The organism is Ruegeria sp. ANG-S4 (assembly GCF_000814005.1).
Taxonomy (GTDB): Bacteria; Pseudomonadota; Alphaproteobacteria; order Rhodobacterales; family Rhodobacteraceae; genus Ruegeria.
Window position 1 is genome coordinate 82,512 of record NZ_JWLK01000004.1, and the last position, 17,474, is coordinate 99,985.

The 17,474-nt window shown below is 59.5% G+C and carries 17 protein-coding genes; 8 read left to right on the top strand and 9 right to left on the bottom strand.

Features of this window, described 5'->3' with window-relative positions; genetic code table 11:
- Positions 1-32 precede the first annotated feature (32 nt).
- Positions 33-758, top strand: coding sequence for an SDR family NAD(P)-dependent oxidoreductase (locus RA28_RS11155; RefSeq protein ID WP_039528384.1), 726 nt, complete (start codon positions 33-35; stop codon positions 756-758).
- Positions 759-775: 17 nt separating this feature from the next.
- On the opposite strand, the gene RA28_RS11160 is transcribed toward RA28_RS11155, so the two are convergent.
- Together RA28_RS11160 and RA28_RS11165 are read right to left on the bottom strand one after the other, a co-directional pair.
- Positions 776-2,428: a DUF6504 family protein gene (locus tag RA28_RS11160; protein ID WP_039528388.1), complete on the bottom strand. Its 1,653-nt coding sequence runs from the start codon at positions 2,426-2,428 to the stop codon at positions 776-778.
- 67 nt (positions 2,429-2,495) lie between these two features.
- Positions 2,496-2,783, bottom strand: a complete 288-nt coding sequence (locus RA28_RS11165) for an I78 family peptidase inhibitor (protein ID WP_039528391.1) — start codon at positions 2,781-2,783, stop codon at positions 2,496-2,498.
- 130 nt (positions 2,784-2,913) lie between these two features.
- Here RA28_RS11165 and RA28_RS11170 point away from each other — a divergent pair, with 130 nt between their 5' ends.
- Both RA28_RS11170 and RA28_RS11175 read left to right on the top strand, forming a co-directional pair.
- A complete protein-coding gene (locus RA28_RS11170; RefSeq protein WP_039528394.1) occupies positions 2,914-4,026 on the top strand; it encodes an S-(hydroxymethyl)glutathione dehydrogenase/class III alcohol dehydrogenase in 1,113 nt (370 codons plus the stop codon).
- 94 nt (positions 4,027-4,120) lie between these two features.
- The gene (locus RA28_RS11175; protein ID WP_039528399.1) at positions 4,121-4,846 is read left to right on the top strand and encodes an NYN domain-containing protein; all 726 of its coding nucleotides are present in this window, start codon (positions 4,121-4,123) and stop codon (positions 4,844-4,846) included.
- A 45-nt stretch (positions 4,847-4,891) separates the two neighbouring features.
- Here the strand turns inward: RA28_RS11175 and RA28_RS11180 are convergent, their stop codons facing one another.
- The 3 genes from RA28_RS11180 to RA28_RS11190 form a co-directional block, all read right to left on the bottom strand.
- Positions 4,892-5,827, bottom strand: coding sequence for a DMT family transporter (locus RA28_RS11180; RefSeq protein WP_039528402.1), 936 nt, complete (start codon positions 5,825-5,827; stop codon positions 4,892-4,894).
- Positions 5,828-5,973: 146 nt separating this feature from the next.
- Entirely contained in the window at positions 5,974-6,387 is a 414-nt protein-coding gene (locus RA28_RS11185) for a group III truncated hemoglobin (RefSeq protein WP_039528407.1), read from the bottom strand.
- 48 nt (positions 6,388-6,435) lie between these two features.
- The gene (locus tag RA28_RS11190) at positions 6,436-9,354 is read right to left on the bottom strand and encodes an error-prone DNA polymerase (protein ID WP_039528410.1); all 2,919 of its coding nucleotides are present in this window, start codon (positions 9,352-9,354) and stop codon (positions 6,436-6,438) included.
- A 110-nt stretch (positions 9,355-9,464) separates the two neighbouring features.
- Here RA28_RS11190 and RA28_RS11195 point away from each other — a divergent pair, with 110 nt between their 5' ends.
- Positions 9,465-9,929, top strand: a complete 465-nt coding sequence (locus RA28_RS11195) for a DUF1203 domain-containing protein (RefSeq protein WP_039528413.1) — start codon at positions 9,465-9,467, stop codon at positions 9,927-9,929.
- Here RA28_RS11195 and RA28_RS11200 read toward each other — a convergent pair.
- Positions 9,926-10,918: an ABC transporter ATP-binding protein gene (locus tag RA28_RS11200; RefSeq protein ID WP_039528416.1), complete on the bottom strand. Its 993-nt coding sequence runs from the start codon at positions 10,916-10,918 to the stop codon at positions 9,926-9,928. The two genes, RA28_RS11195 and RA28_RS11200, sit on opposite strands and share 4 nt — an antisense overlap.
- 87 nt (positions 10,919-11,005) lie before the next feature.
- On the opposite strand from RA28_RS11200, the gene RA28_RS11205 reads away from it, so the two are divergent.
- The 3 genes from RA28_RS11205 (at position 11,006) to polA (ending at position 14,611) form a co-directional block, all read left to right on the top strand.
- Positions 11,006-11,182: a zinc-finger domain-containing protein gene (locus tag RA28_RS11205; RefSeq protein ID WP_082029821.1), complete on the top strand. Its 177-nt coding sequence runs from the start codon at positions 11,006-11,008 to the stop codon at positions 11,180-11,182.
- 80 nt (positions 11,183-11,262) lie between these two features.
- On the top strand, positions 11,263-11,745 hold the full coding sequence (locus tag RA28_RS11210) for a hypothetical protein (RefSeq protein WP_052261444.1): 483 nt from the start codon (positions 11,263-11,265) through the stop codon (positions 11,743-11,745).
- 70 nt (positions 11,746-11,815) lie between these two features.
- Positions 11,816-14,611, top strand: a complete 2,796-nt coding sequence (gene polA / locus RA28_RS11215) for a DNA polymerase I (RefSeq protein WP_039528423.1) — start codon at positions 11,816-11,818, stop codon at positions 14,609-14,611.
- A 42-nt stretch (positions 14,612-14,653) separates the two neighbouring features.
- Here polA and RA28_RS11220 read toward each other — a convergent pair whose 3' ends face one another.
- Positions 14,654-14,926 (bottom strand): DUF2798 domain-containing protein, encoded by a 273-nt coding sequence (locus tag RA28_RS11220; protein WP_241481118.1) that lies wholly within the window; start codon positions 14,924-14,926, stop codon positions 14,654-14,656.
- Positions 14,927-14,955: 29 nt separating this feature from the next.
- Positions 14,956-15,714 carry a hydroxypyruvate isomerase family protein gene (locus RA28_RS11225; RefSeq protein ID WP_039528427.1) on the bottom strand — a complete coding sequence of 253 codons (759 nt, stop codon included), beginning with the start codon at positions 15,712-15,714 and terminating at the stop codon, positions 14,956-14,958.
- 179 nt (positions 15,715-15,893) lie between these two features.
- Between RA28_RS11225 and RA28_RS11230 the strand changes: the two genes are divergently transcribed.
- Positions 15,894-16,832 carry a DMT family transporter gene (locus tag RA28_RS11230; RefSeq protein ID WP_082029823.1) on the top strand — a complete coding sequence of 313 codons (939 nt, stop codon included), beginning with the start codon at positions 15,894-15,896 and terminating at the stop codon, positions 16,830-16,832.
- Here the strand turns inward: RA28_RS11230 and RA28_RS11235 are convergent.
- Positions 16,829-17,410: a DUF1285 domain-containing protein gene (locus RA28_RS11235; RefSeq protein ID WP_082029822.1), complete on the bottom strand. Its 582-nt coding sequence runs from the start codon at positions 17,408-17,410 to the stop codon at positions 16,829-16,831. The genes RA28_RS11230 and RA28_RS11235 overlap by 4 nt on opposite strands.
- Between the last annotated feature and the right edge of the window lie 64 nt (positions 17,411-17,474).

Genomic DNA, 17,474 nt, shown 5'->3' on the forward strand with positions numbered 1-17,474 from the left:
AAAAGCATCATGCAAGACTGGACCGGGCACCAATGAGCAGCTTTGACGGGAAAACCTACTGGATCATAGGAGCCAGCGAGGGCCTTGGCCGTGCTTTGGCCGTGGCGCTCAGCCGTCAGGGCGCACATTTGGTTCTGTCGGCTCGCAATTCTGACCGCCTTGCCGAGATTTGTGAAATGCTGCCGAATGCGCGCGCGGTGCGTTGTGACGTGACCGATTTGGATTCGGTTCGCAATGCCGCTGCTGAAACCGGGGAAATCGACGCGCTTGTCTACAACGCCGGTGCTTATGACCCGATGCGTGCGACAGAGTGGAACAGCCAAGCCGCCCTGGCCATGAGCGACGTAAACTACACCGGTGCGCTGCGGGTTTTGGGTGAATCCGTGCCCGGGTTCGTGCGCGCAGGTCGTGGGGACATTACTCTGATCGGGTCTTTGGCGGGTTACCATGGTTTACCGGCTGCGGTTGGGTACGGGGCCAGCAAGGCTGCTTTGATTTCGTTGGCAGAAACGATGCGGCATGATCTGGCTGGCAGTGGCGTAACGGTACGCATCGTCAATCCCGGGTTCATCAAGACCCGCTTGACGGAAAAGAACAGTTTCAAAATGCCGATGCTGATGACGCCCGAAGACGCCGCAGACCGTGTGGTCAAGGCGATGTCACGTCGGCGTTTTCGCACCGATTTCCCGGCTCCGTTTTCCTGGGTGATCCGCCTGATTGATTATCTGCCCGATATATTGGTCTATCGCGGGAAATAGGCCCTAACAATAGGGTTTCAGCCGAACTGCCCCTGACAGAACCAACCCGCCGACATGGTGCCGCCATGGCCATAAAACAGCCACAGCCGCTCGCCCTGTTCTGTCACCACTGTCCAGTAATCGCGCACACCGCTGCGCCAGTTGGGGTCGTCCAGCCACCACTCGGGCGCAATACGTTCCGGACCAGTGGCCTGCGCCAGTTGCCAGTCGCGCCCGCGCCAGCGAAAAGTGGCGGGCACATCCGGCGTTTCCGGAGCCATTACCGGTTCAGGCTGCCACATCTGTAGGGGTCGCGGGCGCGCAGGTGCGGGCCAGTCGCGGGCTGGTTCCGACCAGGCCGCCGCCAGCGTCTGCGCCGTCTTCTCGGGGATATGCGAAGCTGCCGGATGGTGCCGCGTGATTACCTCCAGCCCTACGCGGGCCCCCAGCTTTCCGATCAGGTCATCCACGGCTGTATTACCTTCAAGGCGATTGCGGGCCACCTGTCGGGCCTCGGCATGACCGGCCATCGTGCGGGCGTGGATGGGTTCGGTCTGAACTGCTTCCAGCCGCAGCATATCGATGCCGTAGCCGGCGTCGATTTTATCGATTTTCATCTCTAACAAAGGGCGAATACGGTTTTTATCATAGGTTGGACGCGCCAGCCCGACTTCGATAATCTCTGCCGCCTGATCGGCGCGATGCGCCTCAAGCCGCAATGTGCGCACGCCACGGCCTTTCTCTTCCAGCTTGGCGCACAGCGTTGGCAATACCCGGTCGATAGCGGCCATCACGTCTTCGATCAGACCGATCGGATTGGGCAAGGTCATCCGCACCGCAAAGTGATGCGGTGGGCGGGCGGGTGAGACCGGCTCGGGCGCGCTGCCCATCGCCTGATCAAGCCGCAACACCAATCCCCGCCCAAACCGCCGCGCCAGCGAGGCGCGCGGTTGCCCCAGCAGATCGCCGATCCGGCGCAGACCCAGACGGTTCAATTGTGCAACCACCTGATCGTCAAGCCGTAGCGCCGCAATCGGCAGGGGACTGAGTGCGCCATAGGATTGCCCCGGCGCAGCAATCCGCGCGCCACCGCCCAGCGCCACCACTTGCGGTGCGGCCCCGCCCTTGGTCCAGTGCCGCCGCTTGCCTGCGCGGGCGCGGGTGGCCCGCGCCTCTTGGCTGATGGCGTCGCCATTACGATCAGAAGTGGCTTTTTGCCCTGCATAGCGCGCCAGCGCCCAGGCCGCGCCCAATGTGTCGGCGATACCCATCTGTACGCTCAGACCCATATCGGCGCAGTCGGTTTCGAGAACGCTCAGCAACGTCTCTTCGCCGCCAAACAGATGGGCGCAGCCCGACAGGTCGACAATCAGCCCGTCCGGAGCCTCTTCGGCCACCCACGGGCTGAATTTGCCGGCCCAGCGACGCAGTGCGGTCAGGAATGCGGCTTCGGCCGGGGCATTGCGCGGGCGGGTCATCAGGCTGGCACACATGGCGTGGGCATCACGCACCGGCTGACCCACGCGCAGACCGGCGGCCTGAGCCTCGGCGTTCAGCGAGGTAACGACCTGCATGTTCGACTGCTCAGCCACCACGGCCAAAGGACCATCCTGCAGGCCCCGCGCGGCGCGGACCAGCCGTTCAGCCCCCAGACGCGGGAACCACAGGGAAAGTATGCGACGTTTCGGCATTGGGCAGACATCAGAATGTTCTTATTTTGTTCTTAAATGAGAATCATGCCCCGAGTCGAGTCTGGCTTTACCCGCAGGTGAGCCGCTGAATGATCCCTGCACCGTTCACATAGACGTTCAGCCGGTCGATCCGGTAATCCTGTGTAGCGATGTCATCGGGTCCCAGAACGCGCGACCGTTCCGGAAGGTCGGCTTCAATGGTCGATACGGGCTGACCTACCGAGTCGGCAAAGGACTCACCCTTGCAAAACGCCAAATCCACCGGCGCATCCCCGGACGCCGCGGCCACATCCTGAGGAATGCTGGTGTCTGCGCAGGCCGCCGACAGGACCAGGATCGGTAAAAAACGGTGCATTGGCGTTCCTCATTCTGACAATGTCGTTTCTGCAATATCAAATATTTAGCCAGCCTGCCATGAAAGCGCAGTTGAAAACACCCTGTATTTGACGCAGGGTCGAGACAAAAGTGACAGGGAGACAAACACCATGCGTACCCGTGCCGCCGTCGCCGTTCAGGCGGGCAAACCTTTGGAAGTGATGGACGTGAACCTGGAGGGCCCGAAGGCGGGAGAGGTTCTGGTCGAGATCAAGGCCACCGGCATCTGCCACACCGATGAGTTCACCCTGTCGGGGGCTGACCCCGAAGGTCTTTTCCCGGCTATTCTGGGCCACGAGGGTGCAGGCGTGGTGCTTGAGGTCGGCGAAGGCGTGACCAGCCTGAAGCCCGGCGATCATGTGATCCCGCTTTACACGCCGGAATGTCGCGAGTGCGAATACTGCCTGCATCCCAAAACCAACCTGTGTCAGGCGATCCGCGAGACGCAGGGCAAGGGGCTGATGCCCGACGGAACGTCTCGGTTCTCGACGTTGGATGGCGATCCGATCCTGCACTACATGGGGTGTTCCACTTTCTCGAACCATACGGTTCTGCCGGAAATCGCACTGGCAAAGGTGCGTGAGGATGCGCCGTTCGACAAGATCTGCTACATCGGTTGCGGCGTCACGACAGGTATCGGTGCGGTGATCAACACCGCCAAGGTCGAAATCGGCAGCCGAGCCATTGTGTTCGGTCTGGGTGGCATTGGCCTGAACGTGATTCAGGGCCTGCGCCTTGCTGGCGCGGATCAGATCGTTGGTGTCGACCTGAATCCATCAAAGGTCAACATGGCCACAGCCTTTGGCATGACCGACTTTGTGAATCCGAAGGAGGTCGAAGGCGATCTGGTGCCTTATCTGGTCAACCTGACCAAGGGCGGCGCGGATTACACGTTTGACGCCACCGGCAACGTGGGCGTGATGCGCGACGCGCTGGAATCAGCCCACAAGGGCTGGGGTGAATCGATCATCATCGGGGTGGCTCCCGCTGGTGCCGAGATTTCGACCCGTCCGTTCCAACTGGTCACCGGACGGTCCTGGCGCGGTACTGCCTTTGGTGGCGCCCGTGGCCGGACCGACGTGCCCAAGATCGTGGACTGGTACATGGAAGGTAAGATCGAGATCGACCCGATGATCACCCACACAATGGGTCTGGATGACATCAACGAAGGTTTCGATCTGATGCATCGTGGCGAAAGCATCCGGTCTGTCGTAGTCTACTGATAAAATTTCGAAAAACGCTTGGGGCGGGCTTTTTCCCGCCCCTTTCGTTGTTACATTCCTCTCTGAGAATACTATTTCAGGTTGAGGGATTGAAGTGACGACAAGGAATACGGACCGCCTTGCGGTTCTGATTGATGCGGACAATGTGCCCGCGAAAAACGCAGCCGAGATTTTTGAAGAAATCGCCACATTGGGCGAGGCCGGGTTAAGACGGATTTACGGAGATTTTTCCAAGGGTTCGCCGCAAGGGTGGAACCCCAAGTCTTTGGCTGAATATGCCATTGTTCCCCAACAGCAGTTTACAAACACCGCCGGAAAAAACGCCTCCGATATCACATTGGTGATTGATGCGATGGATATTCTGCATTCCGGTCGTTTTGGCGGTTTTGTCTTGGTGTCTTCCGACAGTGATTTCACGCGTCTCGCCAGTCGCATTCAAGAGCAGGGGATGGACGTGTACGGCATCGGAGAACGCAAGACACCCAAAGCGTTCGTGGCGGCATGCAACAAGTTCATCTATATCGAAAACATCGAAAAGGCCCAAACCGACTCGTCGCAGACCCAAAAGGCTGCAAGCTCAAAGTCGAGGCAAGATTTAAACCACGCCTTCCAAGTCATTCGCAACGTGATTCAGGGTACTGACGAACCGGATGGGTGGGTGAGACTCGGGCAAGTTGGTAGCCAGCTCGGCAAAATTTATACTGACTTCGATCCCCGGTCTTATGGTTTTTCAAAGCTGAGCGATCTTGTGCGTGCAACAGGCAAGTTTGAAGAAAAAGGCGTAAATGGCGGTTACAAGATTCGTTTGAAAGATCGCTAAAAACAATCGTATTCAAACAAGGTGATGGTTCTTGCAGATTGGAAGTTACGCCCCCGGCCGTGTGGCCCCTGTATCGGCACGCGGCGATCGAACCCGAAGGACCGGCGTATTGGCAGAAGCGTTTGACCGGGCCTCGCGCCAGACCACAAAGACGCCCGAGGCGATGATGATACTTGCACCGACGGCAACCCAGACATCCGGCCTTTCACCAAAAAACACCGCGCCGAAGATCGTGGCCCAGATGATCTGGCTGTACTGGCTGGGGGCAACGACCCCTGCAGGCGCGGCGCGGTAGGCCAGGATGATCAGGTGCTGCGCCACGACCGAGAACACTCCGACCAGAGCCATCATTGCCAGATGAAAAAGTGTTGGCGGTTGGTAAACAGCAGGTTGGGCGAGGCTCATGACCGCAATGGCCAGAAGCATTGGATAGAGGATCAGCACCGCAGAACGCTCTTCATTGCCGATTTTGCGCACAAGGACCGATGCAAAGGCGCTGCAAAACGCGGCGGCCAGGGCGGCAAGGTGGCCTGATGTGATGTCCGTCGCGCCGGGCCGCAGGACGATCAGCACGCCAATCAACCCCACGCCAACGGCGGCCCAGCGCTGGATACGGACAACCTCGCCCAGAATTGGGATCGACAAGACCGTGACGATCAGCGGGAACGAGAAAAGCAACGAATAGACCTCGGCCAGCGGCAGGACCGAAAAAGCGTAAAACGCGCAGGACATTGCGGTGACCATCAGGCCCGACCGTAGCAAGACAAGCCACGGGTGATGAGGCAGAAAGTTTCCGGTGGTCCTGTCGGTCAGGATGGTGACGGCCATCGGGACAAAGGAAAACAGCGTGGCAAAAAAGATGATCTGCATCACCGAGTACGTTCCGCCGAGCACTTTGATCAGCGCATCGTGGCTGGCAAAGACGGCAAAGCCCAGAAACGCAAAGCCAAGTCCCCGCAGGGTGGTGTTCTGAGTGCTCATGCCAATGGCCTCGGATCATGTGTCGGTGTGGTGGCTCTATGCCGGTGCAGCGCGAAGGGGCTGTCGGGGTTCTGAGTAAACCCATTTTGTCAGGGCGCATAGCCCCTATTTTACCGCTAACATTGCAAAGCCGCCATGACCGGAGGTCAACGCAGGACGGGTGGCGCGTCCTTGGGTTGGCGGGCAGATTGAACGCCGGCCTTCATGCCTGCCCCGATGCGGCGCGCCAGTGCAACCCACGGAATTGCGGTCTCGGGTGGCAGTGTATCTGTGGCGACCTCGTCGAACAGATCCAGCCAATGGGCGAAGAATTCGGGCTTTACGTCCGTCCGTTCGATATGAACCCGCTGTGGATTGCCGTCATAGCTGCGTTCGAACAGGATGGCGTTGCGCCAGAAAGTGGCGATCTTTTCCTCATGTGCGGGCCAGTCATCGACATGGTTGGCAAAGACCGGGCCCAGCACGTCGTCTGTGCGGACGCGGGCATAAAAGGCGCTGACCTGAGCTTTGATCAGCTCTGGTGTCGCTGGGAAGCGCGGCGGAAGGTTTGGTTTGGTCATTGCAGTCTCGGAACCGGCTCTGAGCAAGGGCAATACCCCTTTCAGCTGTCATGCAACAGAGGTGCTTTTGTCGCGTGGCGCGGGTGTCAGGATATGCCGCAGCAGGGCTACGGGATGCGCCCGCAGGCTGAGGCGGGTGGCGACGTAATCTTCGACCACCTGCTCGCCCAGGGTCATCTGTGGCAGATAGGCTTCGGGCTCATCCAGCGCCTCACCCTCCAGATCCTGCGAGAACAGCGGCAGCGGCTTGGCGGTGGCAATCGCCTTGGCCTGCCACAGCGCCTCGCGCCGGGTCAGGTTGCAGGCGGCAAAGGCATCGGCCTCGGCCAGCCGTTCGATGACCGACGGACTGAGGCCCGCCCGACGCCAGACATCGTCGACCTGATGATACCCGTTGCCGCGCGCGGCGGTCAGCCAACTGGCATCCTCTTCGCTCAACCCCTTGATCTGGCGAAAGCCCAGCCGCAAGGCTAGCCCGCCATGGCCATCAGGCTCCATCACATTGTCCCAGAAGCTGGCGTTGATGCAGACCGGGCGCACCTGTACCCCGTGTTCGCGCGCATCGCGCACGATCTGGGCGGGGGCGTAGAACCCCATTGGTTGCGAATTCAGCAGCGCGCAGGCAAAGATGCCGGGATGGTGGCACTTGATCCAGGCCGAGGCATAGACCAGCAGCGCAAAGCTGGCCGCATGGCTTTCTGGAAAGCCGTAAGAGCCGAAGCCTTCAATCTGCGAAAAACAGCGTTCCGCGAAATCCTGTTCATACCCGTTGCGTTTCATGCCGCGCAGGAATAACGCCCGGAATTCGCTGACATTGCCATGTTTCTTGAACGTCGCCAGCGACCGCCGCAGCCGGTCCGCTTGTTCCGGAGTGAAACCTGCGCCGACAATCGCGATCTGCATCGCCTGTTCCTGAAACAGCGGCACGCCCAGCGTCTTGCCCAGTACCTCGCCCAACTCGTCCGAGGGAAAGCTGACCTCCTCCTCTCCGTTCCGGCGGCGGATATAGGGGTGAACCATGTCACCCTGAATGGGGCCGGGGCGGATAATGGCGACCTCGATCACCAGATCGTAGAAATTGCGCGGTCGCATCCGGGGCAGGAAGTTCATCTGCGCCCGGCTTTCGACCTGAAACACGCCGACCGAGTCCGCCTTACACAGCATGTCATAGATCGCCGGATCCTCGGGTGGCAGGGTGGCGAGCGTATAGCTGGTCTGGTGATGCTGGCCGATCAGGTCGAACGCCTTGCGGATGCATGTCAGCATCCCAAGGCTGAGCACATCGACCTTGAGGATGCCCAGACTGTCGATGTCATCCTTGTCCCAGCAGATGACCGTGCGGTCCTCCATCGTGGCGTTTTCAATCGGGACGAGTTCGTCCAATCGCCCCTCGGTTATGATGAATCCGCCCACATGTTGCGAGAGATGGCGGGGGAAGCCATCAATTTCATATACCAGTGTCAGAGTCTGTTTCAGACGCCGGTCCTCGGGGTCCAGGCCAATCTCGCGCATCCGGTGCGCCTCGAGTCCGACGGTCGAGAAGAACCCCCAAAGCTGCGACGAGAGCGCCGAGATTGTGTCTTCGGTCAGACCCATGGCGCGGCCCACCTCGCGGATGGCGCGCTTGCCCCGGTAATGCACCACCGTGGCACACAGGCCCGCGCGTTCCCGGCCATAACGTTCATAGATGTGCTGGATCACCTCTTCGCGGCGTTCATGTTCGAAATCCACGTCGATGTCAGGTGGTTCGTCGCGTGCCTCGGAGACGAAGCGTTCGAAGACCATCGTGCCCAATTCGGGGCTGACCTCGGTGATACCAAGGCAGTAGCAGACGACGGAGTTGGCCGCTGACCCGCGCCCCTGGCAGAGAATATTGCGCGAGCGGGCGAATTTGACGATGTCGCGGACGGTGAGGAAGTAGGGTTCGTATTTGAGTTTTCCGATCAGGGCAAGCTCATGCGCCAGCATCTTTTTCGCCTTTTCAGACGCGCCCGCGGGATAGCGCCAATTCAGCCCCTCATGCGCCAATCGGTGCAGACGTTCGGTCGGGGTTTCCTGCTCACTGCCTTCGCTGGGGTATTCATATCGCAGCTCATTAAGCGAAAATGTCAGCTGCCCACTAAGTTCATGCGCCCGGGCGACGGCCCCTTCATGGCCCTTGAAGATGCGCAGCATCTCGGCCTCGGACCGCAGGCGTTGTTCGCCATTGGCCAGCGCCTCGCGGCCCAACTCGTCAACCTTGCGGCGCAGGCGAATGGCGGTCACGACGTCTGCCAGCTTGCGGCGGGCACCGTGATGCATCATCGGTGCGGCGCTGGCGAGCGTGGGAACGCCGAGTTGCCTTGATTCAGCCTCTAACACGGAGAAATACGCGTTATCTGCGCCATCATACCGGGGATGCATCAACAGATGCATCCGTCCGGCAAAGCGGCGCGTCAACTGTTGCGCCTGTGTCCGCCATGCATCCGCGCCGCCCGGCGAGCGGGTCGTTTGTGGCCAAAGCAGCAGGTGGAGACCGTCGGAGAATTCCAGAAGGTCGGACAAGTGCAGGATGCAGTCGCCCTTCTCGGCGCGCAGGCGACCCTCGGACAGGATGCGGCACAGGTTCCCCCAGCCCTGCCGGTTCAGGGGCAGGGCGGTGACACTGGGCGCGTCGGTAAAGATCAGCCGGGCTGCCGGGATCAGGCGCGGCACCGCGTGAATCGGATACGAAGGCGGTTTGGGGATGTGATCGGGGCAGGGCGGGCCTATGTGCGTATTCTGCGTTTCCCACTCCAGCCGTTCGCGGACCTTGCGGGCGATTTCGCGCCCTTGGGTATGGGCGCGGACGATCCCGGCGACCGAGTTGTCGTCGGCAATTGCGATCGCGGGCAGGCCCAGGGTCACGGCACGCTCCATGTATTCCTCGGGGTGCGAGGCCCCGGTGAGGAAGGTGAAGTTCGATGTGATCGACAGCTCGGCATACATGGCGAGTCACTATTATATTCACGTTTTGTTCTTTTTCGAGTCCTTTGCGCAGAAAACGGGTCGCTTGAGTGAAAAGCAGTGGACATAGTCACAGAGAAAGGAGACCCGATATGTTCAAAATCATCGCCCTACCAACAGATGAGGTGCGCGCCCTTCAGGCAGGCGGACCCGATGCTTATGGTGCCGTGCCAGAGCGAGCCATTTCCAAGGGCACCGGCAACCCCTGCCGTCATTGCCTTCAGAACATTCCCGAAGGCGAAGAGATGCTGATACTGGCACATCGCCCTTTTTCGGAGCCACATCCATACGCCGAAACCGGACCGATCTTTCTGTGTGCCGCGCCTTGTACCCGGTACGAAGGCGACGCGATGCCCGAGGTTCTGACCTCGTCCCCTGATTATCTGATCAAGGGCTATGGCGCGGATGATCGGATCGTCTATGGCACCGGTGCGGTCACGCCGACGGAAGAAATCAGCGCCAAAGTCAGCGATATCTTTGCCAGACCGGATGTCGCCTACATCCATGTCCGATCCGCGCGGAACAACTGCTATCAGGCGCGGATTGACCGGGCTTAAAGCTTGACGCGATGCATCCCGCGACGCGGTTGATCCTGATCGTTCGCCGGTGGATCATCCGCGCGCGAAGATGTCAGCGCAAGGAAGACGTCTTCCAGGTCGGCTTCCTCGGTTCGAACGTCGCGGATACGGATGTTTGCCGCGCGCACGGATTCCAGAACCTGCTCGGCGCTGGTCTGGGTGCTGCGATATTGCAGCATCAGGCTGCCGTCATCGCGTAGCGCGGCCTCGACGCCTGCCGTGACGGGCAGTTCGGCGACCGGGCTGTCGGGCATGATGACCATGGTGCGGCTGTCCATGCGCCCCAGCAAATTGGCCGTACTGTCCTGCGTGATCTTTTCGCCGTGGTTGATAATGGCAATCTCGTCACACATTTCCTGTGCTTCTTCCAGATAATGCGTGGTCAGGATGATGGTCATGCCCTGCTGGTTCAATTTGCGCACATTCGACCAAAGCATCTGGCGCAATTCGATATCCACACCGGCGGTAGGCTCATCCAGCACCAAAATCTTGGGGCGGTGCACCAGCGCCTTGGCCAGCAACAAGCGCCGCCGCATCCCGCCGGACAACGTGCGGGCATAAGCCTCGGCTTTGTCGCTGAGGCCGACCAGTTCCAGAATTTCGTCGCTGCGCCGCTGCGCCTTGGGCACGCCGTAAAGGCCGGCCTGAACTTCCAACGCTCCACGCGGCGTAAAGAAAGGATCGAGGTTCAGTTCCTGCGGCATAACGCCAATGGCTGCGCGGGACTGGCGCGAGTGCTGATCCTGATCGAACCCCCAGATCGAAACCTGCCCGGCCGTTTTCACCACCAGACCCGCCAATATGTTGATCAGCGTTGATTTGCCTGCACCGTTTGGCCCAAGCAACCCGAAAACCGATCCGCGAGGCACGGTCAGGTCAATGCCTTTGAGGGCCTGCTTTTCAGGCTGTCCCTTGCCGCCCCTATAGGTCTTGCGCAGCCTTTCGATCCTGATCGCCGCATCGGCCATGTGGCTCTTGCCCCTTGTTTGCTCATCGCTCATAAACGCACCTAATGCATGCCCGCGAGGCCGACAACCAGTGAAGGATCGCCAGCCGTGACAATCGAAGCGCCGGAAACCAAGATTGTGGAAACCACCCGAGTCGCCTGCGATGGTGGCGAAGGCGCGTTGGGCCATCCGCGCGTTTGGTTGCAGATCCCCGAAGATACCGGCTGGGTCGAGTGCCCGTATTGCGATTGCCGGTATGTTCTGAAAAGCACAGAACAAAGCTGATACGCCGATTGAAGCGGAGTTGCCCAATTCCTGCCCTGTTTCTGTAGGTATCTGACCGCGCGAATTAGCGGATAGGACCGATGACCGACGCGACTGCTGACCATTCTGCTGCCCCCATATTCGGATGGGTTGGGTTTTGTGCTGCTGCGATTGCGCTGCTGGCCGCGCTTTTTGTGTTCTGGGCGGGGCCGTTCGCGCCGCAGCAATCCGCTGGCGTTTCGCTGGGTGAACTTGCGGCCGAGATCGGTAAATCCACCTTGCGCGCCGCAGCCGGACTGGAACAGCCTGAACCCGTTGCACCGGCCCGCGATCTGGATGACATTCTGAAAATCGGCGTTGCCATGCTGGGTGGGCTTGCCATCATCCTGTCCGTTGTCGGGCTTCTGCGTCACGAAAGAACGCGCCCAGCCATCGCTGGTATTGCGGTGGGCATCGGTGCGATCCTGTTTCAGTTCTTCGCCTGGGCTTTTGTGGCCTTCCTCGGCGTTCTGGTCATCATGGCGTTGCTGAACAGCTTTTCCGATTTCTTCACGGAAACCTTCTCGGGCCTCTTCGGCGGCTAGCGCACGTTCTGGACTGGCCTCTGGTTCTGCCCTGTGGCAGAACCGTCCCTGACCGACAGGGAGAGCGTGCATGAGCAGTTTCGGAAAAGGATGTCACCTGCATCTGATCGACGGATCGGCCTTTATCTTTCGGGCATACCACGCGCTGCCGCCGCTGACGCGCAAATCGGACGGGCTTCCGATCGGGGCCGTTTCCGGCTTTTGCAACATGCTGCAAAAGTACGTCGAAGGAAATGACGGGCTGGACGCGCCGACCCATGTTGCCGTGATCTTCGACAAAGGGTCGCACACGTTCCGCAATGACCTCTATGACCTCTACAAAGCCAACCGCGAAGCGATGCCAGAGGACCTGCGCCCGCAGATGCCGTTGACCCGCGAGGCAACAAAGGCGTTCAACATTGCCTGCAAGGAACTGGAAGGTTATGAGGCCGATGACATCATTGCCACATTGGCGGTTCAGGCGCGGGATGCAGGGGGACGCGTGACCATCGTCAGTTCCGACAAGGACCTGATGCAACTTGTTGGCGGCGGTGTTGAGATGCTGGACGCCATGAAGAACAAGCGCATCGACCGCGATGGCGTGGTGGAAAAGTTTGGCGTCGGGCCGGAACGCGTGGTCGATGTGCAGGCTTTGGCAGGCGACAGTGTGGACAACGTGCCGGGCGCGCCGGGCATCGGGGTAAAAACAGCGGCATTGCTGATCAACGAATATGGCGACCTGGAAACACTTCTGGACCGCGCGGAAGAAATCAAACAGCCCAAACGCCGCCAAACGCTGATCGAAAAGCGCGATCAGATCGAACTGTCGAAAAAGCTTGTGCAACTGGACGAGAACACGCCGCTGGACTTCACGCTGGACGATCTTGAAGTCAGGGATCCCGAGCCGGACACTTTGATGAGCTTTCTGGCCGAGATGGAATTCCGCACGCTTACAAAGCGCATTGCGGACAAATTGGGCTTCGAGTCGCCGGTGATCCCCGAGGCTCCCACCGCAGAGGCAGAGCCAGCAGCCGAAGCGATGCCGTTTGATGCATCGAAATACGAATGTGTCCGGGATACGGCTGCTTTGCAGAAATGGATCGATCAGGCCTATGAACGCGGCTGGATCGCGGTGGATACCGAGACCACGGGCCTGAACGAGATGATCGCCGATCTGGTGGGCATATCTCTTTGCGTAGAGGCGGGTGAGGCCTGTTACATCCCGCTGACCCATCGCGACGGATCATCGGATGATCTGTTTGGTTCGGATGCGCTGGCCGAAGGGCAAATGCCACTTGATGAGGCTCTAACCTTGCTGAAACCGATGTTCGAGGATCCGTCGATCCTCAAGATCGGGCAGAACATGAAGTATGACGCCAAGATATTCCGGCGTTACGGCATCGATGTAGCACCAATCGACGATACGATGCTGATGTCCTACGCCATGCATGGCGGTGAACACGGGCACGGCATGGATACGCTCTCGGAGCGTTACCTGGGCCATACACCGATCCCGATCAAGCCGCTGCTCGGGTCGGGTAAGTCGGCGATCACGTTCGACAAGGTGCCGATTGACGAGGCGACCGCCTATGCCGCCGAGGATGCGGACATCACCCTACGCCTGTGGAAGCTGTTCAAGCCGCAACTTCATCAGGTGCAGGTGACGACGGTTTACGAGACGCTGGAACGTCCGCTGGTGCCGGTTCTGACCGAGATGGAGATGCATGGCATCAAGGTTGACCGCGACGTACTGAGCCGCATGTCCAATGCCTTTGCCCAGAAAATGGCCGGGTTAGAGGCTGAAATTCACGAACTGGCCGGTGAGAATTTCAACGTGGGCTCTCCGGCGCAGCTGGGTGAGATCCTGTTCGACAAGATGGGTCTGGAAGGCGGGAAAAAGGGCAAAACGGGGAAATACTCGACCGGTGCTGATGTGCTAGAAGACTTGGCAACCGAACATGAGCTGCCGCGTCGGGTGCTGGACTGGCGGCAACTCAGCAAGCTGAAATCGACCTACACCGATGCGCTGCAGACCCATATCAACCCGGATACGGGCCGTGTGCATACGTCCTATTCGATCACCGGGGCCAACACGGGCCGTTTGGCCTCGACCGATCCGAACCTTCAGAACATCCCTGTACGAACCGAGGAGGGGCGGCGCATCCGCGAGGCGTTTATCGCCGAACCGGGGAATGTGCTGGTCAGTTTGGACTATAGCCAAATTGAACTGCGGATACTGGCGCATATCGCCGATATTCCGACCCTGAAACAGGCTTTTGCGGACGGTTTGGACATTCACGCCATGACCGCATCCGAGATGTTTGATGTGCCGCTGGACGAAATGACGCCCGATATTCGTCGTCAGGCCAAGGCGATCAATTTTGGTGTGATCTACGGCATCTCAGGCTTTGGTCTGGCGCGCAACCTGCGCATTCCGAGGGCCGAGGCACAGGGGTTCATCGACCGGTACTTCGAGCGCTTCCCGGGCATTCGGAAATACATGGACGACACGATCGCTTTTGCAAAGGAGCATGGCTATGTGCAGACCCTGTTCGGGCGGAAAATCCATACGCCCGAGATCAATGCCAAGGGTCCGCATGCTGGATTCTCGCGCCGCGCTGCAATCAACGCACCGATCCAGGGCACAGCGGCGGATGTGATCCGGCGCGCGATGGTGCGGATGCCGGAGTCGATCAACGGAATGCCTGCGAAGATGCTGTTGCAGGTGCATGACGAATTGCTTTTTGAAGTCGCCGAGGATGCAGTCGATCCGCTGGTCGGCGTTGCCCGCGACGTGATGGAGAATGCGTCGGACCCGGCAGTGAAGCTGGATGTGAAGCTGAGCGTGGATGCAGGGCAAGGGGCCAACTGGGCCGAGGCGCACTAGCCGCGCAGCGCATCAGGCCGGCCGGGCCCGCTTCGCAGCGGGTCAGTCCTGCGGCCTGACCAGTCGCGCGACCAGCCGTTTGACCGATGGGCTGAGGATCAGAATGACGATAAATGCGATCGGCCAGCAGAAGATCCACGATTCAATCCAGTCACCCAGCGCATTTGCGCCCAACCCAACCGCTTTGACGGTGGTGATCCCCGTCACGATGCAGGACATCAGACCAGACATGAGCAGGCCAAACAGGGCGTTTTCATAACGGGCTGGGACCATATCGGGCATCCTTGCAATCCGGGCGCCCGCAATGTGCGTCATTTCAGAGCGTTTTTCCAATAAGGATGCTGTTACCAGCCTGTTCGCCAATGGAGCGAGGCGGCGGTCTGTCCGGTCGACGGTACATATTCTGCGCTCACCCATCCGGTATAGCCGCTGTCGTCCATTGTCTGAAACAGCTGAGCAAAATCGACTTTGCCCCGCCCCGGTTCGGACCGGTCAGGCGCGGCCCCGATCTGCGCATGTACGACTTTTGCTTGATGGCGGTCCCACACGGCAAGGGCGTCGCCGTGGATCATTTCCGCGTGGAAACTGTCGTATTGCAGCCCGAGGTTGGGGCGGTTTGCACGCTCCAGGACCTCGGCCGCCAGTTCGTAGTCGTTCATGAAATAGCCCGGTTGTGACACGGGGTTGAGTGGTTCGATCGTGAAGCATTGGGCCGGCGCCAGATCGGCGGCCCATTGCAGGTTCTGCACCATCGTCTCGAAAGCTACGGGTCCCGAAGCCGCACCTGACATCACGTGGATCACATCCGGGCGCAGCGCCTTGGCATATCGCAGGACGCGCCGGATGTCCGATCGAAAACGCGCCTCGCCGCCGGGCACGGCGGCATACCCCGGTTGACCCCCGGTGTAATTGGGCGGCGGCGCGTTGATCAGCACCAGATCCAACCCATTGGCCAAAAGGGCCCTCCGTGTCTCTTTGGCGGCAAGATCGTAAGGAAACAGGATTTCGACCGCGGTGAACCCTGATGCCGCAGCAGCTGCAAACCGGTCGAGGTAGGGAAGCTCGGAAAAGAGCAGAGAAATGTTCGCAGCAAATCTGGGCATGAGCGGCCTTTGTGATCGTTGTGCGGAGCGTAGTCACAGGTCGAATTATGTGAAAGGGACGAAAAACGACAGATTGTCGAAAATCGACCAGAACGACCCACCGGATTCAGGGAGAGTGCCATCAATACGGCGAATCATTTCTTCGTGCCGTTCCAACAAAAGGTCTGAACGTTATGGCGATGAGCCCTGATCCCGCACGCGGGACGACAATCGGATTGTCTGGCAAGCGGGGTTCTGCCCTGTCCGGCAACGGATTGGCGGTGGCCTCGATGTTGACCTGGGCCGCAGGCTTTCCGGCCGCTGAAATCCTGCTGCAGACCTGGCCGCCTGTCGCGCTGTTGGCGGCAAGACTGGCCCTCGCAGTGGCCGTCATGGTTCCGATTTGGGTTTTGATGGACGGTCCCCGCCGGGTGCTTTCGGCCCGCTGGGGTCATGCAATGGTCGTTGGTGGAGTCGCTCTGGGATCAGGCATGTTCCTGCTAATTCTGGCGCAAAAACTGACCGATCCGGTGACAGTCGCCATTATTGCGTCATGTGCGCCGTTGGTGGCGGCACTGCTTGAACTTGCAGCGGGGACGCGCCGCTTGCGTTGGAACTTTGCGCTGGGCGTGGTTGTATCGATTGTTGGGGGTCTGATTGCCACCAGCGCGTTGGCACCGGCGCAATTGGGGCTGGGTGCGGTGTGCGCGGTCGCATCCACGGCGTTGTTCTGCTGGGCCAGCATGGCAACGGCTCGGGATTTTCCCGAACTCAGCCAAACCGGACGCACGACCATCACCTTTATCGGTGGGCTCGGCATGGCCGCGTTGCTGGTCTTCGTGTCGGCTCAGCTTGGCATGGATGTCATGCCGACGACCGCGGTTGACGCCCAACAAGCCGGGATGCTGGTGATTTATGCGTTGATCTCGATGGGTCTGAGCCAGGTTCTGTTCATTTCATCGGTTGGTCGATTGGGGGTGGCGTTGTCGTCGTTCCACATCAACGTCGCGCCATTCTACGTAATGGTCATCATGGTGGTCTTGGGCGAGGACTGGAATTGGACCCGGGCGTTGGGGGCTGGCATCGTTGCCTTTGCCGTCATTCTGGCACAGGACCGCGGTGTGCGTCAGGTGTCCTAGTCGGCCTGCATCTGATCCGATGGGATCAGGCGGAAAAACGCTCCACCCGACCAGACCCCAAACCAGTCGCCGTGATCCGTGCCAATGTCCACCAGACGATAAAAGGTTTTGCGGTCCAAGCGGGCTTCAAGATTGGCGCGAACCAATACATAGGTCGATGGCTCGTTTGTTTCTGGATCGATGACAATTCGAATTGGAAAGTCTGGTCCGGCAATGGTTGTGTCGCCGACGTGTGTGGTGAAAGTCAGTGTCTGATCTTCGACGGTTCCAGCTTGGTCAAAGTCGACGGCGATGAATGGCGCGTCGTCGACGGTGATTCCCACCTTTTCGACCGGGGTGACGAGGTAATATTTGCCGTCTTCTTTCTTAAGAATTGAGGAAAATAGCTTTACCAACTCGAAGCGGGTGATCGGCGACCCTAAATATGTCCAGGTGCCATCTTTTGCGATCCGGATGTCCAGATCGCCGCAAAACGGGGGATTCCATTGATCCAAAGGCGGTAAACCCGCCGAATTGGCCGCCTTGACTGATGCCGCCAGACCATTCGGCGACGGTTTCACAGGGTTTTGTCCGCTCATCGCTTTTGCCATTTGCTGTCAGCGCGATACACTTCAACCATAACAGTCCACGGAAGGGAACCTT